We start from the raw sequence: 25,401 nt of genomic DNA, 5'->3' as shown, positions 1-25,401 counted from the left end.
TTACGGTTTGTAGACGTTAACAGCCTGCATCATGCCCAGGTCTTCGTGGGTCAGATTATGGCAGTGGAAGACAAAAGTTCCGGTGAAATCCTGGAAGCGGGTTCTGAAACGGATACGCTCAAAAGGCTTCAGGTTCACGGTATCCAGCCAGGTGCCCGGTTCTACATCGCCGCCGGATATCATCTGAAAAGGGTTAACGTGGATATGAAACGGGTGAGACTCGGAGGTATGGTTGTACACCTCCCACTCTTCAACCGCGTTGAGAGGGATCTGCCAAGCATCAAGACATGAGAAGGGTTGGCCATTGACTGTATATTTTCGACCCTTCGGATCACCAGACATGCCAAATTCCAAACGTCGGCCGAAAGTGACTTCCTCCGGCTCAATGTCGTCCAGCCCGTCGGGCCTTGGTAAGGCACCTGAGTAAAGCGGCATATCTTTGGCTGTATCTGCTGTAACCTCCAGCCAAGCAATAATATTGTCTTCGCTGTCTTCTTGAGAAATGTCCCGATAGATTGCCTGTCTGCGCGGCTCTGCTCCGGCCTTCACTAGTATGTCTGCCCGGTTTCCGGGGATGAGCACAGCTGTGTCCATTATTTTACTGTAATCCAGAGGGTTGCCATCAAAACAAAGGGCCGTGAACCCCTGATCCTGAATACCAAACAGCATATTATCCATATGACTAGCATTGACCAGGCGCCAGCGCTGCACCTCTCCTGGACTCATCCGGATAACAGGCTTTAGCTGACCGTTAATCAAGGTGTCTCCAGGTTGATCGAGTACCGTATAATTTTCACAAACACCGGTCTTATTTACCCTAGGAGTCTGAAAGCAGAGCACCTGTTCCTTGGCTGCTTTTATTTCAGGTATTTCATCTAATGGACCTTCAATAATCAATGCCCCCGCCATGCCACTGGCGACTTGCAAAGCCACTGAACCATGAAAATGGGCGTGATAAAAATAAGTACCTGGAGGGTGATCAGACGGGATTTCATAGCGGTAATGTTCAGTTTGCTTGTAACCAACCAAGAGCAGAATATTATCCGATGGGCTTTCAGGTGAGACATGCACACCATGTACATGCATATTAGTGACGTTAAAGCCTTTGGGCGTATTGTCTTCAACTGTGGGAACCGCCGTGCAAAGTTCCTGCAAAGGATCATAGGGTAGGTGGTTTTCCAGCGTCAGGCGCAGAGTATCACCCGTCTTTACCCGAAGTGTGTTACCGATCGGTTTGCCATCATAGCAGCGCAGCATCACATCCTTACCTGCAAGACGATACTGGCCGTATTGCGCTTTGATAGTGACATTAAGCAGGCCATTGTCTGCCGACACCTCAGTAGGGTTGATCAGGAGCTCACCTTCGGATACTTCACGGCGTATTCTGGGTAGTGCACAGCCAATGCCCAGTCCTGCCATACTACCGAGTGCAGTTAATCCCATTCCTTTAAGCAGAGCGCGACGGTGTAGGCGTGGAGAGCCTGCCTGTTTGGGCGCAGATGAATGGTGTGGTTGATCTGAACGGTGCTTCATATCTGCTGCGCTCCCTGAAGACTCTTCGTTTTAATACCCGTTATCTGCGTTGTTGTTTCTTTGTTAAAAACCTGTTTTGCAATGCGATCAGCGGCTCTCAGTCCTAAGGCTGCAGCCGTTAATGATGGTGACGCACTGCCCACAGAGCAGTAATTTACGGTGCCGACAATATACAGGTTGTTATGATCAAAGCTCTGGCATTGGGCGCTAACCACGGCGGTTTCCGGGTTTTCCCCCATGCAAGCTGTACCTGCGATCACAGCATCTCCTGAGGTCAGGCTCAACTGATAGTTTTGCTTTGGCTTAGCCGGATCGTTGAATTCGCCTTTCACAAAAGCATCCCAGTTGTTGTCAGTATCCGTTGGCATTTTGGTATCCAGTACCGTGGTTACACCGAGGGTATCAAAGACTTTCAGGTGCCAGCTCCAGGCTTCGCGACACCCCTGTAATGTGTAATCATCCAGCTGAAAATTGACCTCGGGACGGGGTAGGCCAATGGCATCTGCCTCTGAAGATAAAGTGACCCGGTTCGCCGGGTTTGGCAGCATCTCAATTGTACTGTGGAGGTTGAATTGGTGAGCCGTTCGGGAGTTAACATAGTTTAGTAGTTTCTTACCCCAGAGCCCTTTATTAATACCAAGCTCTGCCTGATCCAAAGGGCCGGTTCCGAACTTAAAAGCCGAATTTAGAATGAAAGGGGCGATAGAGGCATAGTCTTTGCGGAAATCTCCATCGCGCCATTGGCCAAAAGCACCGGTTGCTGAGACTGGACCACGATAAGGGTACAGAGGTTTATCTTCAGGCATATAGCCTATGGTATTGATATTGGCAAAGCCCATCAGGTTACGACCTACTTGATCCGATGAGTTTGCCAGACCTTCTTGTGGAACATTGTACCGCCCACCGGACAGCAGCATCAGGCGTGCGGTTTCAACCGCATGGGCCGCAAGAATATAGGTGGTGCCGGTTGCAAGTCCTACTGGCCCCTTCTCTGGATCTGCATCAAAGTTACGGTAGTAGATACCAGATATTTTCCCCTGATGATCAACCGCTACCTGATAAGCAACTCGGTTAGGCAGTACCCGTGTGCCGAGTTTTTTAGCTTTCTCAACATGAACGCTGGCGTCGTATTTCGCCCCAATCGGGCAGATCGGAAGGCAGCTGGAGTTGCCGCAGCACTGAGGGCGACCATCCCTGGGAACCGAATTACGACAGTGGGGTAGGGGTTGACTGTCTGGGCCCAGATCGTTCTCTGCGACCTCATTGCCGATCACTTTGTCGGAGTAGGAGCGGGGTACTTCCGGCATCGGGTATTTGATATCCGGTGACGGTGCGATGCAGTCTGGTCCTCCGGCCACGCCCCAGGCGTCTTCTACCTCGCGGTAGTAGGGTTCAATATCCTCATAACGAATTGGCCAGTTTTTACCTACGCCATAGGCATCTTTCATGCGGAAATCATTCGGGAAAAGGCGTTCAGCATGGCCGGTCCAGTGCCAGGAAGTGCCGCCTACTAGGCGCATAAAGTAACCGTCAAAGGCGACCTGCTTTTTAGGCTCCTGGGGGGCATGTTTATCCTTGGGCAATTTTGGCTGTACATAGTAGCTGAGAGGGTCGCTGTCTTTCGGAATAGGAGCCCAGGGCATCATTTCATAGGGGGAATTGGCATCTTTTTGCAGATCATTCTTATAGCGCTTAATCGCGTCGACCCTATCCACTTGGGCACCGGCCTCAAGGATGGCGACATTCAGTCCCTGCTGCGATAACCGCCAGGCCATCAGCCCACCGACAACACCAGCACCTACAATAATAACATCCGCTTCAATGTGCTCTGAGGGGTTGGCTTCCTGTGAGAGGATCTCGTCTGAATATGTTGGAATCATGGATTACACCCCAGCTCTTGGCTGTTTGCCTGTTGAGTGGCCCACCGCTGACAGATCTGGGCTTTTGGCTTTATGTTCCGGTGGTGGGTCCTGCCAGTACCCGAAAGGGCCACCACAGGTTGCGGATGGTTTGGTAAAGGTGCAAGCCTGCCAAGTGAGGGCTTCGTCATAACTGATTTGGCCGGTTAGTCTGCCTTGGTCGTTCAGTAGCGGTATGGGGTCAGTATGGCCTCTGAGATTGCCGCAGATACGCTGAACATTAGGGTTGGTGAGCATTTCTGGTGGTAGCTCCACTTGGCTCAGATACCAAGCACGCAGGAGTGGAGTGAAAACAGGCTCTTCTGATGTGTAGAAACTGTCATCAGGTTTCTCATCCGCTTGTTTAAAGGCTTCAGTGATTCGGGTTAAAGCGGTTTTATTGTTGCTATCGGATAGAATCAGCAAAGTAGTGATATCTCGCATTAGTTGCAAATAGCTCAGGTCATGGGATAGCAATATTAGGTCAGGATTAAAAAGATCTGCATAGTCGCTATGGAAGCCTGTAATCCAGCCACTTACTTTCAGTAATACTTTATAAATCTCATCATCGAAATATTCGGCTTTTGTGTAGGCAAAAGCGATGCTGGGGGACACTGACAGAGCTGCCAGCGCCGTAAGCTGCTTTAGTGTGGCGCGTCGTTGCAGGTTGACATCGCCGGGAGCCTTTTGCTTTATCTTGGGAATCATAGGGGTGAAATCCATTTTTGTTGTTAGGCTTATCGCTATTGAGACATTCGGGTTCTTGTGAGAGGGACGAAGACGTTGTTACTCGCCTGAAACAACAATAAAGGAGTATTAAGTCTGTTTCTATGAAGTTACCTGATGCTTTTCAGGGTGAAAGAGGTTGGGTGATAGATCAAAAAGCGTTCGCCCCCCATTCTACGAGCTATTCGCAGTAACAGGGGCTTCTGGTTTGTTGGTTTTTGTCAGATTTGCTCGACTTCAATCAGTCGGGTTCTGACTGAAAGAGCATTGACCGCAATACCATGAATCATAGCATCAGCCGTTGTGCAGGCATCTTGCACAACGGTCACCTGATAAGACTCTGCCTCTTTCGACAGGGCGGTATGGGTGATGCAGTTTTGCGTCATCATACCGCAGAGCAGAAGCTCGCTGACCTTGAGTTCTGACAAAAGAGTTGCAAGTTGCGTTTGCTCAAAGCTGTCAGCAAAGTGCTTGGTGATCACCGGTGCGTTGGGCACCAGTTTTTGAATCTCCGGGTGAATCTCTGAACCCACGGTTTTCGGGTTAAAAAAGGGGCTATTCTCAGTGCCCTCATGACAGATCAGAATAACCGGAATGGATTTTTCATTAGCGGTTTTGATCGCCTGTTTCATTTTTTCCAGTACAGGCCCAGTATTCCAAAGTGGGTACTTACCCTCTGGGAAGTAGTCGTTTTGCGGATCTATGACCAAAAGTACCTGATCAGACATGGCTGTCTCCATAGCTTGCTATTTTTAAGGGCTTATTCATCAGTGAATCTGACCATCACAGTTTAAGGGTTGATAATTTATGTGATTAGTGTCTGAATTGACAAATTTAAGGTCAAATACGACATTTTGGTGTTTGCCTTTCTTCAGGCTCAGAGTCAGGAGTTGCTATGACGCAGGCAAATAAGCCCAGGCTGGTATCCGTGGCAATAGTGGCTTATCCGGATAGTCTTAAATCTGCTGTCTACGGGTTGGAGGAGTTATTTATTCTTGCCAATCGGGTGGTTGGTGAGCTGGGCCAGTCCGTTTGCTTCCAGCCCGAGGTGCTCTATTTTGACGGTGATAGCTTTGCTACTGAATCCTTGTTGCAGGCGCCTTATCAGATTGTCATTTTGCCACCGGGGCAGCGCAGCGAATTTTACCTGCAGCCGCCAAAGGCCCTGACAGCGTGGGTTAAATATCAGGCTGAGAACGCCAGCGGGTTGATCTGCTCGGCTTGTGCCGGGAGTTTTATCCTTGCCGCCAGCGGGCTTTTACACCGTAAGCGCGCAACCACTCACTGGGCGTTTGAGTCACTATTTCGCCGACAGTTTCCGGACGTGCAGCTGGATCTGGATCAGATTCTGGTGTCAGAAGGCCAGCTGTTAACTGCCGGCGGTATGATGTCCTGGTTGGATCTGGGGTTTGAGGTGGTTTCCCGCTATACCATGCCGGGAACGGTGCCTTTAATGGGTAAATACCTTGTGGTGGATACCGGTCACAGGGCACAAAGTTTTTACAGGCGTTTCCTGCCGGATCGCTCCCATGGTGATGACATTATTGCCCGGGCACAGACGCAGATTGAATCTCTCTTTCCGGTATTACCCACGGTTTCAGAACTGGCTGGGTTGGTACATCTTGGGGAGCGCACCCTGCTTCGCCGTTTCGAGAAAGCCACCGGATACAAGCCCAAACACTATATGCAGCGTTATGCCATTCAGAAAGCCTGTGATCTGCTGGAGGAAAGTCTCGCTCCCTTTGAAACCATCGCCCGCAAGATAGGATATGAGGATGCCGGAGCCTGCCGTAAATTGTTTGTCCGCATTATGGGGCTGACACCGGGAGAGTTTCGGCAGAGGTTCAGGGAATCATCGTGAGCTGATGGCAAAAAAAGCGCCCAGCTTTGGTGCGCTTTCGGGTCTGGTAATCAATGTTTGGTCTGAATTGCCATGTTATCCGTTTTCAAGATTGTTCAGATGGTTTAAAAACAGCGTAAAAATTTCAGACTGAGTTGAGGTGTTCAGGCGGCTGTGAATGTTTTTACGGTGCACTTTAACGGTGCCGACACTGATACTGAGAAGGTCTGCTATCGCCTTGGATGAGTGTCCCTGAAGAATAAGTCCCAGAATCTCTTGCTCACGCTGGGTCAGCACGCCACTGGCGAAGGTCTTTAGTGCTTGTTTGAGGGGCCCCTCTGATTTCTCATATTTTACAAATTCACCGGATTGCGCCTGCCAGAATTGCTGAATCAGTGCCTCAATGACCGGAAAGATACTTTTAAGCCGGTTCAGCTCGGCACGGGTGATAGTGCCCAGGGCTGATTTACGCCCCAGGGCGATAGCACAGGTTGTATGCTGGCTTAGAGAAATGGTCATATTGACTTCATCCACCAGGTCAAACTTACGGTAGCAGGACTGGTAATACTCTGTCTGATCAAAAGAGTCCGGTGCGATATCAACCAGCCGTGATACGTTTGCCCCCGGGCCGTTCTGAATACTGTTAAACAAAGGATCGAGAATATAGGCTTTATCGATATAGGCTTTGAGAGTCGGGCTGTGTTCTGCCGGATCTTTCGGGTGCAGAATGATGGGTTTAAAAGACTTTTTGTAGGTGACCACTAAGATAGTATCAAAATTACAGTGATTGCTGAGCACCTCTTCCAGCACGGGCATAAAACTAGGGACTTTAATATGGTTAATCAGGGATGCGATATCCCGGGCGCAATGGGCAGTAATAAGCTCCGGATGATTTTTGCTTTGCATAGACGATGTCACTCCGGTGGCTGCAGTGTGTAATGTTGAGGCGGTTTGCTGTGTGGTGTCAGATTTTACTGCTGATAAAAACCTGCTTCTGATTATCCGGTTTGGTTGAATTAATTGCATGGCTTTATTGTTTTATTTGTTTGGTTTGTTTTCCGACATTAGCGGACGAACCGGGTGGGCTGCTCCTGTCTGAAATCAGGCCTCCCGGTGAGGAGGCCTTCAGTGGATTACAGCTGATTGACAGATTCCAATGTCAGATCAAGGCAATATTTCGTTTTCTCGCACAGCTCATCCACTTCAGCATGGGTGATCACCAGTGGCGGAGACATCACCATACGGCTGCCAACAGCACGGATGATCAGGCCATTGTTAAAGCAGTGCTCACGGCAGATATAGCCGACATCAATATCAGACGGGAACTGCTCTTTAGTGGTTTTATCTTTCATCAGGGCAAACCCGGCGATCAGGCCAACACCGTCGATGGTGCCCACCAGAGGATGATCCTGTAGGGTTTCGCGTAGTTTTTTCTGTAGGTAAGGGCCGATATCCTTGGCAACATACTCAATGATATTTTCTTTCTTCATCAGTTCGATGTTTGCCAGAGCAACCGCTGCTGCCGCCGGATGGCCCGAATAGGTAAAGCCATGATTAAAGTCTTCGCCCATCCCTTCCAGAGCATCCGCAACGCGATCTCCCACTGCGACGGCGGAGATGGGCAGGTAACCGGACGATAGGCCTTTCGCCATAGAGATCAGATCCGGCTCAATTCCTAGAGTTTGACTGCCAAACCAGCTGCCGGTACGGCCAAAGCCACAGATCACTTCATCCGCAACCAGCAGAATGTCGTATTTTTTACAGATTTTCTGGATCTCTGCCCAGTAATTTGCCGGCGGTACAATAACGCCGCCAGCGCCCTGAATCGGCTCACCGATAAAGGCCGCCACGTTATCCGGGCCCACCTGAAGAATACGCTCTTCCAGGGCTTTCGCGCAGGCCAGACCGAATGCTTCCTCGGTCATGTCGCCACCTTCGCCATACCAGTAGGGCTGACGAATGTGCTCAATGCCGCCCACCATCGGGATGCCCTGTTTGTGCATACCGCTCATTCCGCCCAGACTTGCCCCGCCAAGGGTGCTGCCGTGATAACCATTTTCACGGCCAATCAAAATGTTTTTATAGGGCTTACCCTGAGTAACCCAGTAAGTGCGAACCATGCGGATAATGGTGTCGATCGCTTCTGATCCGGAGTTGGCGAAGAAGATCCGGTTCAGATCACCTGGCGTTACTTCAGCAATGGCCTGAGCTAATTTAGCCACCGGCAGATGAGTGGTCTGGAAAAAGGTGTTGTAGAAGGGCAGCGTCTTCATCTGCTCATATGCTGCATCGATAAGCTCCTGACGACCATAGCCCATGTTCACACACCAAAGACCGGCCATACCGTCCAGCATCTTTTGGCCTTCACTATCCCAAAGGTAAACACCTTCTGCTTTGGTGATAACACGTGCACCTTTTTGGTTCAGTGCGCCGGTGTCGGTAAATGGGTGCAGGTGGTGTTTTGCATCCAGTGCCTGCCACGCTTGAGTGTTGTTGTTTTCAGCAGCCATTTGCTAATCCTCTGGTTGGTTGTGCCTATGCTAATGTCCGATATTGTTTGATTCAGCCTGTTGAGTGAGTGCTGTATGCCTTATCAAAGCCATTTTTTATAGGTCATTTGTGATCAGGTTATAACGTATTATTCAGTCTTTATGGTAATTAGTTCTTTATTTTGTGATCACAAAAAAGAAAAGTCAAACGATCCATTGAGCTATTTTGATCACAAAGTGGCAAGGTCTTGTCATATTGTTGATTTTTAAGGGCTATTTTCTTGCTGTGCGGTTCTGTGTTTTGTTGGCTGTGATCACGAAATTTGAGGAGAGGTGCCATAAGGGCAGATCAGCGAGGTAGGGTTCTCTGGTTAAGCGGAGGCTGCGCAGCCCTCCCTCCTTCAGGTGTCCTGCCCGCATTAGCAGAGGCTGTATCGTCCGGATTGGCAATGGGGCTGCGCTAGTTCTGTTCTATTCTGTTTTATTCAGCCCCTGACTGTTCAATAAAGTTATAAAGCAGCTCCGGCGTCCCTGCAAATGCAAAGCCCTCCCGGATATCTGATGCAATGGCCATCTGAAGGGCCAGGGCATCTTTTTTATTGATCGCTTCAAGAGCTTCATTGTGCCGGTCAATGGTGTAGTGCTCCTTCAGGCGCGAGTTTGCCAGTTTCATGAAGGGGCCAAGCTGCAACCAGAGGCTTTCAATAAGAGGCAGGGTGATCTGGTGCGGGTTTGCCGTGTAGAGGCAGCGGTGAAAGCGTTGGTTACGGATGGTGATCTGCTCCAGGTTGCCGTTTTCCTGAGCTTCATCGATCTCTTTATCCAGTGCGATCAGTTCTGCAAGCTTGTTGTTATCAATATAGGGCAGAGCGCGTGCTGCCGCATGAGACTCCAGAGTGATACGGGCTTCGCACAGTTCACTGAATTTCATGGCGGTCATCTTTGGCACCATAACCCGACGATTTCCCTGAATTTCCAGGGCATTTTCTGCAGCCAGTTGACGTAGCGCTTCCCGCACCGGCATTGGGCTGACGTCCAGTATAGCTGCCAGTTCACGTATGGTTAGCGCCCGGCCGGGGAGGATCTGGCCATTCATGACCGCGTTGCGCAAGGTGCTATATACCCACTGGGTGATAGTTACAGCTTCGTCACGCTTGGTTAATGTAATTTGTATCGGTGATTTTTTGTCCATTATTTGGCCGCCTGATCCCGTGTTTATTTAAGACACTGTATATTTTTGTTGTTTTAGACGCTGATTCGGTCTTTGCTCCGCAACTTCTGACCTGCAATGCAAGGTATCACAATTAAGGTGCGTTTCCTGGCTTGTGATCACCAAAATGGTGCAGATAAAAATCTTTAACCGGATAGATTGACCGAGTTATTTATTTGTGATCATATCATTAACAGAAAATGTGATCACAAATAAATAAGTTTTTCCTGATACGGGTCACGCTATGACATCAAAGTATTTCCGGTATCAGGTGGTAGCAAGGCTTCAATTTTTTTGTCCGGCTGATTCCGATGCAAGAAGTATGACGGCTGGCGCATTTCGCAAAGTTTTATAAGAGAGATAGAAAATGTCTGTGAATTTTAATGGTGATAACAAGAGCTTTGATAGCTCAGATACCGGCAACAAAGAGTTTGATCTGTTTATTACCGACCTGAATGGGAATCTGCGCGGTAAACGTATGCCGGCTAATGGTTCAGAGAAGGCGTTTAAAGAGGGCGTTAAGCTACCGCGCTCTGTTATCGGTTTTGATAACTGGGGTGATGATGTACTGGAAAATGGCCTGGTTTTTGAAACCGGCGACAGTGATGGCGTTTGTATGCCGGTGCATGCAAATCCTGTGAATGTACCCTGGGCGGATGCTCCCCGGGATCAGGTGTTGGCCATGATGTTTGATCCGGATGGTAAACCTTTTGATGCCGACCCTCGCCAAATTCTGCTGAGTATTGTTGATCGCTTTGCCCGGATCGGTCTGACGCCTGTGATGGCCACCGAGTTGGAGTTCTATCTGCTGGATGGAGCTTCTGAAGAGCAGCGTTTCCCTGAGCCGCCAGTTCTTGCGGAAGGTCATGGTCGTCGTCTGACGGAGACGGACTGCTACTCCATTGAAGAGATGGATGGCCTTTCCTCCTTTTTTGCCGATGTCCGCAGCGCTTGCGAGGAGCAGGGCATTCCGGCGGATACGATTATTTCTGAGTTGGGCCCCGGTCAGTTTGAAATCAACCTGATGCATGTGGCTGATCCGGCTCTGGCTGGAGACCACGCTACCCTGTTCAAACGTCTGGTTAAAGGCGTTGCCCGTAAGCACGGTTATGGTGCGACCTTTATGGCTAAACCTTATGCCGATAAGAGCGGTAATGGTTTCCACACGCATTTCAGCCTGATCGATAACGACGGTAATAACGTCTTTAACGATGGCACTGAAGCGGGTTCTGAACTTCTGCGTCATGCCATTGCAGGACTGATGGAAACCATGGCTGACAGTATGCTGATCTTTGCACCTCATCTGAATTCATACCGACGCTTTGCCGCTGGTGCTCATGCGCCGACATTTGCCAGCTGGGGTTATGAGAACCGTACTGTTGCCCTGCGTGTACCGGAAAGTGAGCCTGTGGCCCGTCGTATTGAGCACCGTGTGTCCGGTGCTGATGCTAACCCATATCTGGTACTGGCCTCTGTGCTTGCAGGTGCTTTATACGGTATTGAGAACAAGCTTCAGCCACCATCTGCAATTGAAGGTGACGCTTATGCTGAAGCTGAGGCGCGTGATCTGCCTCGTCTGCCAACCCGCTGGGATGATGCCACTGAAGCACTGAAAGAGAGTGAAGTGCTGAAAGAGTATATGGGTGAATCCTTTATCCGTGTGTTCTCGGCTGCCAAAGAGCAGGAGCAGCGCAAGATTCAGGGGCGTATCTCTGATATCGAATATGAAGCCTATCTGTAAACCGACCTGCTCTCAGTGTGAGACCGGCAGGGTAGCAGACAGGTAAAGGCGGTTATGCCTGCCATGAAAATGATTCGATCCGGGAGGCCAGCCTTCTGGCCGGAACGTTTAGGAAGAAGAATGAATTAACCCGCAATCTACGATAAAAAATAATGCACGACACCTTGATCGGGCGTGCTCTTTCAGAGGAACTGAACATGACAATAAAAAAAGCCCTTACCCTGTCTGTATGCAGTGCACTACTTGCCGGTAATGCCCTTGCCGATGATAAGGTGCTGAACATCTATAACTGGTCCGACTATATTGAGCCGGAAGCGATTACCCGATTTGAGAAGGAAACGGGTATCAAGGTTAACTATGATGTTTATGACAGTAACGAAGTTCTGGAAGCCAAGCTCATGGCTGGTGGTTCAGGCTATGATGTTGTTGTCCCTACCGGTGCTTTCCTGGAACGCCAGCTGCAGGCCGGAATCTATAGTGAGATTGATAAATCCAAACTGAGTAATCTGGGTAACCTGGATGCTGCTCTGGTGGAGAAAATTTCCAGTCACGACGAAGGTAACCTGCACAACATACCTTATGCTTGGGGAACGGTCGGTCTGGGCTATAATGTCGATGCAGTAAAAGCTCGCTTAGGGGATATGGAGTTTGACACTCTGGATCTGATTTTTAACCCGGAAGTGACGGCTAAACTGAAAGATTGCGGTATTGGTGTGCTGGACTCTCCGGCAGAAGTGATGGCAATCGCCCAGAACTACGCTGGGGTTGATCCGAACTCTGAAAGCAAAAAAGACCTGAAAAAGGGTGCTGAAGTGCTGGAAAAGGTGCGTGGCGACTACAAGTACTTCCATTCCGGCAAATATATCTCAGATCTGGCCAATGGTGATATCTGTGTGGCACTGGGCTACAACGGCGACATCCTGCAGGCGCAAAGCCGGGCAGAAGAGGCCGGTCAGGGTGTCAATGTTGGCTATTCCATCCCGAAAGAGGGAACGCTGATCTGGTTCGATCTGCTGGCTATTCCTGCTGATGCGCCACATCCTGAAGCAGCACACCAGTTTATCGATTACATCCTGCAAGGTGAAACCGCGGCGGGTATTTCCAACTATGTTTACTATGCCGTGCCGAATAAAGCTGCTGAGCCTCTGCTGAATGAAGATGTAATCTCTAATCCGGGCATCTATCCTTCAGACGCTGTCAAAGCCAAGCTGTTTGCACAGAAAGCCCATACTTCAAGATTTGACCGTCTGTTAACCCGTACCTGGGTCAATATCAAAACAGGCCGATAAAGGTCAGAGGCCTTCTGCCTGTTAAAGGGCGGGAGGCCTTGAACAATAACAATACTACATAAGAGTCGAGTGTTTTATGACTTCTCCGCAACATACAGATCTTAGTCAAATCAGTGAACGGACGAACGTACAGGTGCCCAGCTGGAAAACCGATGCTCAGCCGTTTGTTCAGATCGAAAACATTACAAAAAAATTCGATGATTTTATCGCGGTAGACAACATTTCGCTGGATATCTACAAGAATGAACTCTTTTGTTTACTGGGGGGGTCCGGCTCCGGTAAAAGTACACTGTTACGTATGCTGGCGGGCTTTGAAACACCCACAAGTGGCCGGATTCTGATTGATGGCGTCGATATGGGGGGGACCCAGCCCTGGAACCGACCGGTCAATATGATGTTTCAGTCCTACGCGCTTTTCCCTCATCTGACGGTTGCGGAAAATGTTGCTTTTGGTCTTAAGCGTGAAGGTATTCGCGGGGCGGAAGTTAAAAAACGCGTTGCCGAAATGCTGAGTCTGGTTCAGTTGGGTCATCTGGGTAAGCGCAAACCCAATCAACTGTCCGGTGGTCAGCGTCAGCGTGTGGCTTTGGCCCGTTCTCTGATTAAGCGACCTAAACTGCTCCTGCTGGATGAGCCTTTGGGTGCTCTGGACAAAAAACTGCGTGAAGAAACACAGTTCGAACTGATCAATATTCAGGATGAACTGGGTGTGACCTTTGTGGTGGTGACCCACGATCAGGAAGAGGCGATGACGCTGGCTTCCCGTATCGGTGTGATGAATCACGGTGTCATTGTACAAACCGATGAACCTCAGGATGTCTATGAATATCCGAATAGCCGCTTTGTGGCGGAGTTTGTTGGTTCGGTGAACCTTTTTGAAGGGCAGGTGACGGTCGATGAGCCTGATACTGTCTGCGTGACATCACCGGAAGCCGGTGGTGAACTCCGCGTTAACCATGGCATCAGCTGTGCGCCGAATCAGGAAGTCCACGTTGCTGTTCGTCCTGAAAAAATCCGGGTCAGCGAAATTCGCCCGAACCAGCAATATAACTGTTTGCAGGGCACCATTCTGGATATCGCCTACATGGGTAGCCTGTCGGTCTTTAAAGTTAAACTGGCCAGTGGCAAAGAAGTTCGTGTAACTCAGCCGAACACTAATCGTGAATCCGGTGGCCGCTTTACCTGGGACGACAAAGTCTTTCTGTCGTGGGATATGGACAGCTGTGTGGTGTTAACGTCATGAGTGCTTCCAAGATTGCATGGATCAATGACTCCTATGCCAAGATGACCCGATACAATTTCTTCCGCCGGGTGAACTGGGGCCGTTTCTCGGTGGTTTCGGTACCTTATCTCTGGTTGGCGATCTTCTTCTTTATTCCTTTTGTCGTGGTGTTCAAAATCTCACTGTCTGAGGCGGCCATTGCGGTACCGCCTTATACTCCGATTCTGGACTGGAACCTGGAAGAGGCCTACGTCACCTTAAAGATCAGTCTGAGTAATTACCTGTTTTTACTGGAAGATGACTTCTACCTTAGCGCTTATCTGAGTTCGATTAAGGTAGCCGCCATCTCGACATTCTTTACGCTTTTGGTCGCTTTCCCTATCGCTTATCTGATGGCCCGTACCGAAGGTTCAACCCGTGCCTTGCTGTTAGCCCTGGTTATTCTGCCGTTCTGGACCTCTTTCCTGCTGCGGGTTTACGCCTGGATGGGGCTGCTGAAAAAGAACGGTCTGATCAATGAAACCCTGATGAGTCTGGGGCTGATTGATCAGCCGTTAATCATGATGCAGACGGACTTTGCGGTCTATATCGGTATTGTTTACACCTACCTGCCCTTTATGGTGCTGCCTCTGTATAGCGCGCTGGAAAAAATGGATATGACCCTGTTGGAAGCCGCAGAAGATCTGGGTGCCCGCCCGTATCAGAGCTTTTTTCTGATTACGTTGCCTTTGGCGATGCCCGGTGTGGTTGCAGGCTGTCTGCTGGTATTTATCCCGGCGGTGGGTGAGTTTGTGATTCCGGCGCTGCTAGGTGGTTCCGATACCCTGATGATAGGTCGTGTGCTTTGGGATGAGTTCTTCCTGAATCGTGACTGGCCGATGGCATCTGCGGTTGCTGTTGTCATGCTGATTATTCTGGTGTTGCCGATCATGCTGATCCGTAACAGCCAGGGCAAAGAGGGGACTGCATAATGAAACGCCGTTCACTATTTTTAAATATAAGCGCAGGCTTTGGTTTTCTCTTTCTCTACGCGCCGATTATCGCGTTGATCATTTACAGCTTTAATGCCTCCAAACTGGTAACGGTTTGGGGCGGCTGGTCTCTGAAATGGTATGCCGAGCTGTTCCGCAACGATCAGATTATCGATGCAGCGCTACTGAGTTTTAAGATCGCGTTTATCACCGCCACACTGGCCGTCGTATTGGGCACCATGGCAGGTTTTGTTCTGAGTCGCTTTGGCCCGTTCCGGGGCAAGATGATTCTGTCCGGCTGGATATCAGCCCCTTTGGTGATGCCTGAAGTGATCACAGGTTTGTCTTTGCTGCTGCTGTTTGTGGCGATGGAAGCCGCCTTTGGCTGGCCCGCGGGTCGTGGCACAGGCACCATCATCATTGCGCACACCACCTTCTGCATGGCGTATGTGGCGGTCATTGTGCAGGCCCGCCTCTCTTCGATGGATGAGTCACTGGAAGAAGCGGCGATGGATCTGGGGGCGAAACCTTCCTCTCTGTTCTTTCTGGTGACGCTGCCCCTGATCTCTCCGGCGATTATCTCCGGTTGGTTGCTGTCGTTTACCCTGTCGCTGGATGATCTGGTGATCGCCAGTTTTGTATCCGGGCCGGGTAACAGCACTCTGCCAATGGTGATCTTCTCCAAAGTTCGACTGGGTGTAACACCTGAAGTTAATGCTCTGGCAACACTGATGATTCTGGTGGTTGCTCTGGGGGTTATCGGGGCCATGTATCAGATGCGCCGTCAGGCTCGCCTGCTGGCTCAACCGGATAACTGATCACGGGTGACCTTGTTTTATTTTCATTATTTTTCTATCAGGGCTTCCGGCTTTCGCCGGGAGTCCGGGGTTTTGAGATCAGGAAAATCTTTCAAACTTCTTAAATCACTGCAACGATTACGGTAACAGGTACAGACGATGAAAATTGGTATTTTGGCGACCGGTATTACGCCAGATGAATTAATTAACGAGTATGGCTCTTACGCAGATCTGTTTGTGCAGCTGTTTCAGCAGTCCGGCCACGCCTTTGAATATCAGGTTTATGATGTGCGTGATGGGCAATTTCCCGGCGGAGCTACAGACTGTGACGGCTGGATTATTACCGGCTCTAAGTTCAATGTGTATCAAAATCTGCCCTGGATGCAGCAACTAAAGACTCTGGTTCTTGATATCCATCGGGCCGAGCGCCCTTTGGTGGGAATCTGCTTTGGTCACCAGATTGTAGCCGATGCCTTTGGCGGTCAGGTGGATAAATATTCCGGTGGCTGGGGGGTAGGGCTACATAGTTATGAGGTGAATCCTGCTTTTGATTTTCTGAAGGGTGCACCATCGTCATTCTGCATCAGTGCCATGCATCAGGATCAGGTGCTGACCAAGCCGGATAATGCTGAAGTATTCGCAACCTCTGATTTTTGTACCTACGCAGGACTTGTCTATGATGATCGCATTATGACACTTCAGGCGCACCCGGAGTTTAGTATCAGCTACGAGAATAAACTGATCGCTTTACGTAAAGGCGATGTGATTCCCGACGAGGTAGCTGAACTGGGTCTGGCTATGGTTAACGATAAAGATGCCGAAACCGACTCTGTAATGGTGGCTCACTGGATGGCAGATTTTCTGACCCAGCGTGCCCCGAAGGCCTGATAGGTCAGACACTTCACCGGCTGGCTTAAAAAGCCTGCCGGTGTGGTCGCTGTATTACTCAAAACCATGCGATTTCTGTTTAACATAGCTGTATTCAGCGCAAATTTCCCTAAATGTATCGACAGTTACAGAATTGAACCGACATTAGCCGGGAATTAGAGTATTTAATCAAATTTTGACTGTGCACCGGACTTTTTGTCATCACCCTGTAAGGGCAGCAGCTTTGCTGTAAAGGTAAATGATTATGCCAGTTACTGCTTCTATAGCATCAGCACCGACATCTTCTGTTACAGAAAACAAAGGCTTGTCCCGCTTTGCGTCACTTTCAGTCAGTCTGCGTATTACGCTAACACTGGGACTGATTTTGTTGCTCTTTATGTTGACCTCTGCCAGCGCGTATTACAGCTTTAATTCTGTCGGGCGTGATGTTGGGGTGGTGGTCAATAAAGCGTCACCAAGGGTCTATCTCAGTGGTAATCTCAGGGGTAACCTGGCGGAAACCAAGTACCTGTTGCTACAGCTTATAACAGGTCATCAGACTGACCGTGGGGCCATTGAAGGCCGTCTGCAGGGGCTGGGGCAGGCATTTGAGCAGGACTTTGCTCAACTTAAGGCTCTGGGGGTGAAGGGGGTTAGCGAGGCTGAGCAGCTTAGTGCACAGATTTTCACCCTGGCCAGACAGATGATACAGGCGCAGATGGTTTACCAGCAGGGGCAACAGATTGTTGCTGATCAGGCAAAAGACTTTAAGTACCTGACATCAGAAATGGGTTACACACTTGAAGACCTGCTATTTGAAGAGTTCCGGTATGAATATCTCTCCCTACTAAAGCCGATTCGTGACGATATCGCTTTTATGAATACGGGTATTCGTCAGCTTTTACAAACAAAGCGTTATGATGAAGCTCGCAAGGCGGCCGATGAGATACAGAATAAGCTGGTGTTTATCGAAAAAGCCATTGCGAAGGCTCCGGCACTGGATCAGGAAGTAGCCGATCTTCTTAACGAATCCTGGCTGCCCTATAAAGCGCAGCTGGTTGACCCTCAGCTGACGTTGCCGCAGCATCTGGCATCGCTTGAAGCGATGCAGCAATCAGAGCAGCTAATGCTCAGAATTGAGCAGCTTGTGGCACAGAGCGAGCAGCAGATTTCGGTCTTTATTCAGTCGGCCCAGGATCAGGCCAATAGCGCCACAGCCAATACGCTGGATACCCTCTCTCAGGGTAAGAATATTATTGTACTGGGTGCTCTGGCGGCCATGCTTCTGTCTCTGTTCCTTGGTGCTCGTCTTATCCGTTATCTGCAGAAAGCACTGGCAAGACTGGTTGGGGCAATTGGCCGTATTGCCGAAGGTGACCTGACCACCCGTGTGCCTGTAGAGGGCAATGATGAGATCACTCAGGTTGCGGTCAGCACCAATACACTGGCTCAGCATCTGCACGATCTGGTGGACCAGATCAGCCATACGGTTCAGGCGGTGCATGAGGCGGCGCAAATCAGTCGGACAATTGGTGATCAGACGCTTACCGGTGCTGAGCAGCAAAGCACACAAACTAACCGACTGGCGGCGACAGCCAGCGAGATGGAAGCCAGTGCTTTTGAGGTGGCCGAACATGCTGAGCAGACCCGGATGAGTGCTCAGCAGGCGGGTGAGGTCTTGCGGAGCAGCCATCAGGATTTGGAGCAGAGTCGGAAGGCTATTGCTCACCTTGCAGCTCAGGTTCAGGTTTCGATGCAGCAGGTGACAGATCTGAAAGAGCGCAGTGATGGTATCGGTGATGTGGTGGATGTGATTCGTTCTGTGGCGGAGCAGACCAATCTTTTAGCGTTAAATGCTGCCATTGAAGCCGCCCGCGCCGGAGAGGCGGGACGAGGTTTTGCTGTTGTAGCTGACGAGGTTCGCTCTCTGGCATCCCGCACCCAACAGTCTGTCGGTGAGATCGAGGATATTATTCTGCATCTGCAGAACGGTGCTCAACAGGCTGCTGTAACGCTGTCCGGCTGTAGTGAAGAGGCTACGGAATACAGCGAGCAGCTTAACATCAGCCTTGAGGCGCTACACCAGGTGAGTGATACCGTCCAGTCCATGAGCCAGATGAATGCCCAGGTCGCCACTGCTACTGATCAGCAGAGTGTGACTGTTGCGGATATCAGCCATAGCCTGACTGAGATTCATACCATCACGACCCAAACCACAGAGGGTGCCGAACGCTCATCGCATCAAAGTGAGCGACTGCTTACGCTCTCTGATGACCTGTCCGGTCTGACGGCTCGTTTTAAGGTCTGAACTTAATTCAATATAAGGAACGCCCTATGATTACATTGGGTATTTTAATTACGGACAATGGCCCGGCGCCCCTGTTGGAGCAGCACGGCAACTTCGCTGATCTGTTTGAGCGTTTGCTAAACGGCTCAGATGTGGCGTTTGAATACCGCCATTACTCAGTGATTGATGGTGAATTTCCGGCTAGCCTGGATGAGTGTCAGGCTTGGTTGATTACCGGCTCCGCCCATGGTGTTTACGATGATCTGCCATGGATGGCGTCATTAAAGACCTTAATACGTACCCTGCATGAACAGCATAGCCCTCTGGTAGGCATCTGCTTTGGACACCAGATTATTGCAGAAGCTCTGGGAGCGCAGGTTGAGAAATTTAGTGGAGGCTGGAATCTGGGTATCAAGGCGTACCAGGTCAGCGAACAACTGCCTTGCTTTGGTAATGATGGAGTGAGTGAACCGGTTACGCAATTTGCCATCAGTGCGATTCATCAGGATCAGGTACTGACTGTACCGCAAGGAGCCCGGGTTTTTGCCAGTGCGCCCCGCTGCGCTAACGCAGGTCTTGTCTGGGGCGATCATATCCTGACGTTTCAGGGGCATCCAGAGTTTTACCGTCAGTATGAGCAGGATCTGCTGACTGCTGATCTGGGCGTGGCGTTCCCGGATGAAGAATTACAACCGGCACTTGAAGGTCTGGCCGAAGATGCGCTGGATGACCGGAAGGTAGGGCAGTGGATCGCTCGCTTTATTCAGCAGGGAGTAGCAGAGAAGTAAATCTTTACGAGATGCTATTTTGCAGTCGCCATAAAAGCCTGAGATTTCTCTCTCAGGCTTTTTAGCTGAAAACTGGGTTAGTCCAGCTTGCTCTGATACAGCTGAAACGGTGAACTGCCGGGAACCAGGCGTTTACCCGTAAGGCCTTTGTACTCAGCCTGCGCCGCAGCGATACAGAATTCATCTAGGGCACGATAATACTGCTGCTTGGCCGTTGATAGGCGGCGCAGGAGCTGCTCGTACTTGCGTTTAGCTTCATCACCTGTGCGACTGGCTAGGAGCTGTCGATGCAGTTCGCTCAGATAGCCTAGGGATTTCTGAACCTCAGTGAACGCCGTTTCGTTATCCTGGAGTACCTCTTCATAGCGGCGGCTCTCTTCCTGGACAAGATCCCGAATATCTGCTGAGCGAGTGCTCAGGGGGTTATCTTTTGTCAGGGAGATCTGCATGGCAGGGTACTGTTCCGGTTTGAGGCCATGCTTGGATGGAATACCAATTCGAAAACGGGCCGGATTAAGGATCTCATCTGTGGTTTGTTCTGCCGTTGTCAGTTTGTACAGATGATGATGAAAGGCTTCTCGGGTGCTGACCTGGTTTTTTAACAGCTGCTGATGCAGTTGAAGCGCCTTGGTTGTTTGCTCTTCCAGCCGTCTGGTTTCTTCAACCAGAGTCTCAGCACTTTGTGCATAAAACTGGGTTGCACTCATCACGGCTGCATTTGCGCTGTTTGCGAGCATGACCATGCCGGTTGTCAGCAGAGCGATCAGCAACAGAGTGCGTATCAAAGAAAACAGTGTACTCATGGGGGCCTCGTTGTACTTTCCCTTTCAGATCCGTGCAGGGCGGCATTCTGCCGGTGCTGTAGCTTCATTAGCTGTGGTACGGTTCATATTATTGGCTTTTGAAGGCTTTCATTTAAGCATAGTGCAAATATGCCCGTGTTAGCCTTTTGTAAAAGCTCTGTAGGGAAGTGCAACCAGAACAGGTTTAATGGCTAGGAGACAAAAAAGCCCTTGCTTCCGTAGGGTAAACAAGGGCTTTTTTTTGCGTTATTGAGAGAGCCTGCAGGTCAGTGCCTGATCAGCGACCTGTTTTGATATCACTCCACAGGCGGTTACGCACTTTCAGCACAGACATTGACGGTTTGTCCGTCATATAGAGCTTGGCTTTGGTGGCATCATCCGGATAGATAGCACCGTCGCTGACAATTTCAGTATCGACCAGTTTGGTGGCGTCTTTATTCGGGTTGGCGTACCAGACATAGTCCGTGATCTCGGCGATAATCTCAGGGCGCAGCAGGAAGTTAATAAATTTGTGCGCGTTTTCTGCATTCTTGGCATCAGCCGGGATCAGCAGCATATCAAACCAGATCTCGGTGCCTTCTTTCGGGATGGTGTACATCACTTCCACGCCGTTACCGGCTTCTTCAGCACGGGCTGCAGCCTGGAAGACATCACCGGAGTAACCTACGGCAACACAGCTGTCGCCATTTGCCAGATCGTTAACATACTGCGATGAGGTGAACTGTTTCACGTATGGGCGAACAGAGGTCAGCAACTTCGCGGCCGGAGCATTCATCTTATAGTCAGAGCGCTTATTGCTGGTCGGCTCTTCCCCTAAGTAGTTCAGGGCGAACGGGATCATTTCATCCGCTGAATCCAGGAAGGTAACGCCACATTCCTGTAGTTTTTTGATGTTCTCAGGCTTAAAGACCAGGTCCCAGCTATCAACCGGTGCGTCTTCACCCAGAACTTTTTTGACCATTTCCGGGTTGTAACCTATGCCGGTTGTACCCCAAAGATAAGGGACACCATACTGGTTTTCGGGGTCTTTTTTGCTCAGGGTGGCCATCAGATCCTGATCAAGGTGTTTCAGGTTACTCAGCTGATCTTTATTCAGCTTCATAAAAATACCGGCCTTGATCTGCAGCTCCATGAAATGCGAGCTGGGTACCACAAGGTCGTAGCCAGAGTTACCGGCCAGTAGTTTGGCTTCCAGAATTTCGTTACTGTCGTAAACGTCGTAGTTCACCTTAATGCCGGTTTCTTTTTCGAATTTGGCGATGGTCTCTTCGGCGATATAGTCCGACCAATTGTAGAAGTTCAGTACTTCTTCTGCCTGTGCCGTAGCGGCGGTGAAGGCCAGAGTCAGTGCTGAGAGGGTCAGCTTGAGACGGGGCATTATCATTTTTTTCATCAGCTTTCCTTTCCTGTTTTTCTAATGTTTAGCGTTAGGGGGTTTCCTTCCTGAGGTCTATCCCTGCGAAAATAAACGCATGGGCCGCATTTGACCTAAAGAAGAGAGGGTCTCGGGATAAAGCCCGTCAGAGGGCGGATTTTTTCAGTTTTTTCCGGCTCTGAAAAGACTTAATGCCTGTGATCATTTGTTTTTATTGATCGGGTGTTGAAAAAGCCGGTGCTCAGGGCTTTACCTGCAGCACCGGTGACTTTTTCAGCACGTTTTTCTGTAGAAAATTTTGTGGAAAAAGTTATATGGAAAAAGTACTAAACCGTCAGTAGCAGATATTCCCGCTCCCAGGAGCTGATCACCTTGTTAAAGGTTTCAAACTCTGCACGTTTAACGCCTATATAGGCATCCACAAACTGGTTACCGAAGATCTCTTTCAGTTCCGGGCAATCTTCCAGCAGGCGCAGGCCTTCTTCCAGTGTTCGGGCAACCTCAACCTGATCACCTTCTTCTGCGGCAGCGTCTGTGGTGGGCTTGGACGGTTGAATCTTACCTTTCAGACCCAGATAACCACAGGCAAGGCTTGCGGCAATAGCAAGGTAAGGGTTGCAGTCAGCACCGGGGAAGCGGTTTTCGATACGGGTTGCGACAGGCGGTGCTTCCGGGGCCCGTAGACCTGTTGTGCGGTTGTCGACGCCCCATTTAGTGTTGACGGGGGCAGACATATCCGGAGTAAAGCGGCGATAGGAGTTTACATTAGGCGCATAAAAGCTGATCGCACTGGGCGTATATTTCTGCAGTCCGCCAACGTAGTGATAAAACTCCTGGCTGAACTTCTCACCATCTTTACCGGCAAAGATATTTTCACCAGTTTTAATGTCGATCAAGCTTTGGTGAATATGCATGGAGCTGCCGGGCTCTTCCTCCATCGGCTTAGCCATAAAGGTAGCGTAGGCACCATGTTTCATGGCAGCTTCACGCAAGGTGCGCTTAAAGATAAAGACCTGATCTGCCAGTTTCAGCGGGTCACCATGCAGGAAGTTAATCTCCATCTGAGCTGCGCCGGTTTCATGGATCAGGGTATCGACATCCAGACCCTGCGCTTCACAGTAGTCATAAAGTGTATCCACCAAGGGATCAAATTCGTTAACCGCATCGATGCTGTAGGACTGACGGGCTGTTTCCCGTCGACCAGAGCGGCCAATGGCAGGCTTTAGGTCGTAGTCAGGATCGATGTTTTTCTGCACCAGATAGAATTCAACTTCTGGTGCGATCACCGGTTTTAGTCCCTCTTTTTCAAACAACTTAAGCACGTTGCGTAAAATAGAGCGGCTGGAAAGAGGGTGAAGCTGGCCATCGGTGGTGTAGCAATCGTTGATCACCTGTGCCGTTGGCTCGTTGGCCCAGGGCACAATCCGCAAAGTGTCCGAGTCCGGCTGCAGAATCATATCCTTGTCGGCGGCGTCGACAATATCAAAGTGGTTGGCTGCCCAATCCCCGGTAACCGTCTGTACCAGTAAGGTCTCCGGAATACGGCCACCTTTTTCATCAAGGAATTTCTTAGGTGGATAAAATTTCCCACGGGCATTACCGGTCATATCCGGCAGGGTGGATTCAACTTCTGAGATTGCGTTCTCTTTGAGAAACCTGGCTACGGCTTCCATAACTCACCTTCACATCATTTAGTATCAGTAGCAGACACGCTTTTTGATTTGTCGGCGTCTTATAACCGAGGATTACGGCATTGTCTGCAGCTTTTATTGACCAGCTGTCTGGGTTGATCGTGATTACCGGTTTGTGGTTCTGATCTTTTGTTACAGAAGCAGGACCTGTTGTCGTGTGGTTTATTGTTGAATACAAACCGATAAACCGAATTATGTTTCGGTTTCAAGGCTAGGTCAAAAGAAATACTAAAGCAATAGGGAATTTCTTATAAAATATCAAAAATCGGTTATTTTTTTCTTTTAACCCCCTGTAAACCAAGCTTGTTTCATAAAATTATTAGAAGTATTATTCGGTTTGTTGTGGGGTTTTTACCCTCCGGCGGCTACCTTTGTGAATATGGGGTATGACCTGAAATGTGTCATAAAGTGGTTTTATAACCTTTATACGCACATTAAGGGTGCGTCATCGCAAAGACCACATGATGGATAGGCAGGGCCCCAGGATGGTTTTTTGGAGATTTTGATATGACACAGGGTTATATACCCTCTTATTACGCCGACAGTGCAAACCCCAAGCCGGACTATCCTGCCCTTGAGGGCGAGGTGCAGACAGATATCTGTATCGTAGGTGCGGGCTTTACTGGCTTGTCAGCGGCGCTGCACCTGGCGGAGCAGGGTTATCAGGTGACGGTTCTGGAAGCTGAATGTATCGGTTGGGGCGCATCCGGCCGCAATGGTGGCCAGGTTTGTCAGGGCCACAATATGAGCCATGAAGATCTGCAGAAGAAAGTGGGCTCGGCCGGTGCCGATATGCTCTGGCAGATGTCACTGGAATCTGTCGATCTGGTGAAAGACCTGGTGGCGAAACATGAGATCGACTGTGATCTCAAACAGGGCGTGTTGCACGTTGCCGCTAAACCATCCCATAACGCTCATATCAAAGAAACGGTTGAGTATAAGAACAGAGTACTGAATTACGACGCCCTGAAGTATGTGGAACCGGAAGAGGTCTCCGACATGCTGGGCTGTGAGCGCTTTGGTGCCGGAGAATACTGGACGGAAGGTGCGCATCTGCATCCGCTTAACTATGCGTTAGGCCTTGCAACAGCAGCAGAAAAAGCTGGTGTTCAGTTTTTTGAAAACAGTCGTGTCAGCCATTACGAAGGCTGCCAAAGTACCGCGGGTAAAGGGGTTGAGGTGTTTGGTGAGCAGGGCGTGGTAAAAGCCAAATACCTGCTACTGGCCTGTAACGGTTATCTGGGCAAGTTAGAGCCCCTGATCGCGGGCAAGATTATGCCCATCAACAACTTTATTCTGGCGACGGAACCTTTGAGCGAGGCCACCTGTCATCGCATTAACCGTGATGATGTTGCCGTGGCGGATTCCCGTTTTGTGATCAACTACTTCAAGCTGTCCGGTGATAACCGGCTGCTCTGGGGGGGTGGCGAAAACTACTCGTCAAAATTCCCAAAAGATATCGGCAGTTTTGTTCGCCCCTATATGCTGGATTACTACCCCGAGCTGAAGGATGTGAAGATCGATTACGGCTGGGGCGGCACACTGGCGATCACAATGAATCGTATGCCGCACTTTGAGCGTATCGATGATGTCATCTTTGTGGCTCAGGGGTATTCCGGCCACGGTGTCGCACTGGCAACCCTGGGTGGCAAATTGATGGCGGAGGCGATTAGCGGGAGTGCTGAACGCTTTGATCTGTTTTCAAACGTGCCGACACCCACTTTTCCGGGGGGGACTCTGTTGCGCTGGCCGGGCCTGGTGGCAGGCATGCTGTTTTATTCGCTACGGGATAAATTTTCCTGAGTGCGAAAGGCTCTGTAACTGAGGTTTACGCTGAATCTGGCGACCCACTGAGCGCTAAAAAATAACCAGGA

20 protein-coding genes are annotated in these 25,401 nt (G+C 49.9%); 10 read left to right on the top strand and 10 right to left on the bottom strand.

The features are described 5' to 3' along the window. From ACN0R8_RS15270 to ACN0R8_RS15255, 4 genes are all read right to left on the bottom strand, one after another. Positions 1-1,533, bottom strand: coding sequence for a multicopper oxidase family protein (locus ACN0R8_RS15270; RefSeq protein ID WP_417598910.1), 1,533 nt, complete (start codon positions 1,531-1,533; stop codon positions 1-3). Then, entirely contained in the window at positions 1,530-3,413 is a 1,884-nt protein-coding gene (locus tag ACN0R8_RS15265) for a GMC family oxidoreductase (RefSeq protein WP_417598908.1), read from the bottom strand. The genes ACN0R8_RS15270 and ACN0R8_RS15265 overlap by 4 nt, the downstream gene beginning before the upstream one ends. Before the next feature lie 3 nt (positions 3,414-3,416). After that, on the bottom strand, positions 3,417-4,139 hold the full coding sequence (locus tag ACN0R8_RS15260; protein WP_417598906.1) for a hypothetical protein: 723 nt from the start codon (positions 4,137-4,139) through the stop codon (positions 3,417-3,419). Between the two features lie 239 nt (positions 4,140-4,378). After that, positions 4,379-4,885, bottom strand: coding sequence for a cysteine hydrolase family protein (locus ACN0R8_RS15255; RefSeq protein WP_417598904.1), 507 nt, complete (start codon positions 4,883-4,885; stop codon positions 4,379-4,381). A gap of 167 nt (positions 4,886-5,052) precedes the next feature. Between ACN0R8_RS15255 and ACN0R8_RS15250 the strand changes: the two genes are divergently transcribed. After that, entirely contained in the window at positions 5,053-6,018 is a 966-nt protein-coding gene (locus ACN0R8_RS15250) for a GlxA family transcriptional regulator (protein WP_417598902.1), read from the top strand. A gap of 75 nt (positions 6,019-6,093) precedes the next feature. On the opposite strand, the gene ACN0R8_RS15245 is transcribed toward ACN0R8_RS15250, so the two are convergent. The 3 genes from ACN0R8_RS15245 to ACN0R8_RS15235 all read right to left on the bottom strand — a co-directional run bounded on the left by ACN0R8_RS15245 (position 6,094) and on the right by ACN0R8_RS15235 (position 9,678). After that, entirely contained in the window at positions 6,094-6,903 is an 810-nt protein-coding gene (locus ACN0R8_RS15245) for a response regulator transcription factor (protein ID WP_417598900.1), read from the bottom strand. Positions 6,904-7,130: 227 nt separating this feature from the next. Next, on the bottom strand, positions 7,131-8,507 hold the full coding sequence (locus ACN0R8_RS15240) for an aspartate aminotransferase family protein (RefSeq protein WP_417598898.1): 1,377 nt from the start codon (positions 8,505-8,507) through the stop codon (positions 7,131-7,133). 460 nt (positions 8,508-8,967) lie between these two features. Further along, complete coding sequence (locus tag ACN0R8_RS15235; RefSeq protein WP_417598896.1) at positions 8,968-9,678, bottom strand: GntR family transcriptional regulator; 711 nt, start codon at positions 9,676-9,678, stop codon at positions 8,968-8,970. 385 nt (positions 9,679-10,063) lie between these two features. Here ACN0R8_RS15235 and ACN0R8_RS15230 point away from each other — a divergent pair, with 385 nt between their 5' ends. From ACN0R8_RS15230 to ACN0R8_RS15195, 8 genes are all read left to right on the top strand, one after another. Next, positions 10,064-11,437: a glutamine synthetase family protein gene (locus tag ACN0R8_RS15230; RefSeq protein ID WP_417598894.1), complete on the top strand. Its 1,374-nt coding sequence runs from the start codon at positions 10,064-10,066 to the stop codon at positions 11,435-11,437. Between the two features lie 197 nt (positions 11,438-11,634). Beyond that, positions 11,635-12,726, top strand: a complete 1,092-nt coding sequence (locus ACN0R8_RS15225) for a polyamine ABC transporter substrate-binding protein (RefSeq protein WP_417598892.1) — start codon at positions 11,635-11,637, stop codon at positions 12,724-12,726. Positions 12,727-12,802: 76 nt separating this feature from the next. After that, positions 12,803-13,969, top strand: coding sequence for an ABC transporter ATP-binding protein (locus ACN0R8_RS15220; RefSeq protein WP_417598890.1), 1,167 nt, complete (start codon positions 12,803-12,805; stop codon positions 13,967-13,969). Continuing rightward, positions 13,966-14,919, top strand: a complete 954-nt coding sequence (locus ACN0R8_RS15215; protein ID WP_417598888.1) for an ABC transporter permease subunit — start codon at positions 13,966-13,968, stop codon at positions 14,917-14,919. Before ACN0R8_RS15220 ends, ACN0R8_RS15215 begins: the two co-directional genes overlap by 4 nt. After that, positions 14,919-15,737 carry an ABC transporter permease subunit gene (locus ACN0R8_RS15210; protein WP_417598886.1) on the top strand — a complete coding sequence of 273 codons (819 nt, stop codon included), beginning with the start codon at positions 14,919-14,921 and terminating at the stop codon, positions 15,735-15,737. The genes ACN0R8_RS15215 and ACN0R8_RS15210 overlap by 1 nt, the downstream gene beginning before the upstream one ends. 138 nt (positions 15,738-15,875) lie before the next feature. Further along, on the top strand, positions 15,876-16,604 hold the full coding sequence (locus ACN0R8_RS15205) for a glutamine amidotransferase-related protein (RefSeq protein ID WP_417598884.1): 729 nt from the start codon (positions 15,876-15,878) through the stop codon (positions 16,602-16,604). A gap of 244 nt (positions 16,605-16,848) precedes the next feature. Beyond that, positions 16,849-18,891: a methyl-accepting chemotaxis protein gene (locus tag ACN0R8_RS15200; protein WP_417598882.1), complete on the top strand. Its 2,043-nt coding sequence runs from the start codon at positions 16,849-16,851 to the stop codon at positions 18,889-18,891. A 26-nt stretch (positions 18,892-18,917) separates the two neighbouring features. Further along, positions 18,918-19,658: a glutamine amidotransferase-related protein gene (locus tag ACN0R8_RS15195; RefSeq protein WP_417598880.1), complete on the top strand. Its 741-nt coding sequence runs from the start codon at positions 18,918-18,920 to the stop codon at positions 19,656-19,658. 77 nt (positions 19,659-19,735) lie between these two features. On the opposite strand, the gene ACN0R8_RS15190 is transcribed toward ACN0R8_RS15195, so the two are convergent. The 3 genes from ACN0R8_RS15190 to ACN0R8_RS15180 form a co-directional block, all read right to left on the bottom strand. Further along, positions 19,736-20,461 carry a hypothetical protein gene (locus ACN0R8_RS15190; protein WP_417598878.1) on the bottom strand — a complete coding sequence of 242 codons (726 nt, stop codon included), beginning with the start codon at positions 20,459-20,461 and terminating at the stop codon, positions 19,736-19,738. Between the two features lie 277 nt (positions 20,462-20,738). Beyond that, positions 20,739-21,854, bottom strand: a complete 1,116-nt coding sequence (locus ACN0R8_RS15185) for a polyamine ABC transporter substrate-binding protein (protein ID WP_417598876.1) — start codon at positions 21,852-21,854, stop codon at positions 20,739-20,741. Positions 21,855-22,162: 308 nt separating this feature from the next. Then, positions 22,163-23,509, bottom strand: a complete 1,347-nt coding sequence (locus ACN0R8_RS15180; RefSeq protein WP_417598874.1) for a glutamine synthetase family protein — start codon at positions 23,507-23,509, stop codon at positions 22,163-22,165. 525 nt (positions 23,510-24,034) lie between these two features. Between ACN0R8_RS15180 and ACN0R8_RS15175 the strand changes: the two genes are divergently transcribed. Then, on the top strand, positions 24,035-25,330 hold the full coding sequence (locus ACN0R8_RS15175) for an NAD(P)/FAD-dependent oxidoreductase (RefSeq protein ID WP_417598872.1): 1,296 nt from the start codon (positions 24,035-24,037) through the stop codon (positions 25,328-25,330). Positions 25,331-25,401 lie beyond the last annotated feature (71 nt).

The organism is Oceanospirillum sp. (genome assembly GCF_048265165.1).
Taxonomy (GTDB): domain Bacteria; phylum Pseudomonadota; class Gammaproteobacteria; order Pseudomonadales; family Halomonadaceae; genus Oceanospirillum.
The sequence above is the reverse complement of the archived record's forward strand: the minus strand, read 5'-3'. Positions and strand labels throughout refer to the sequence as shown.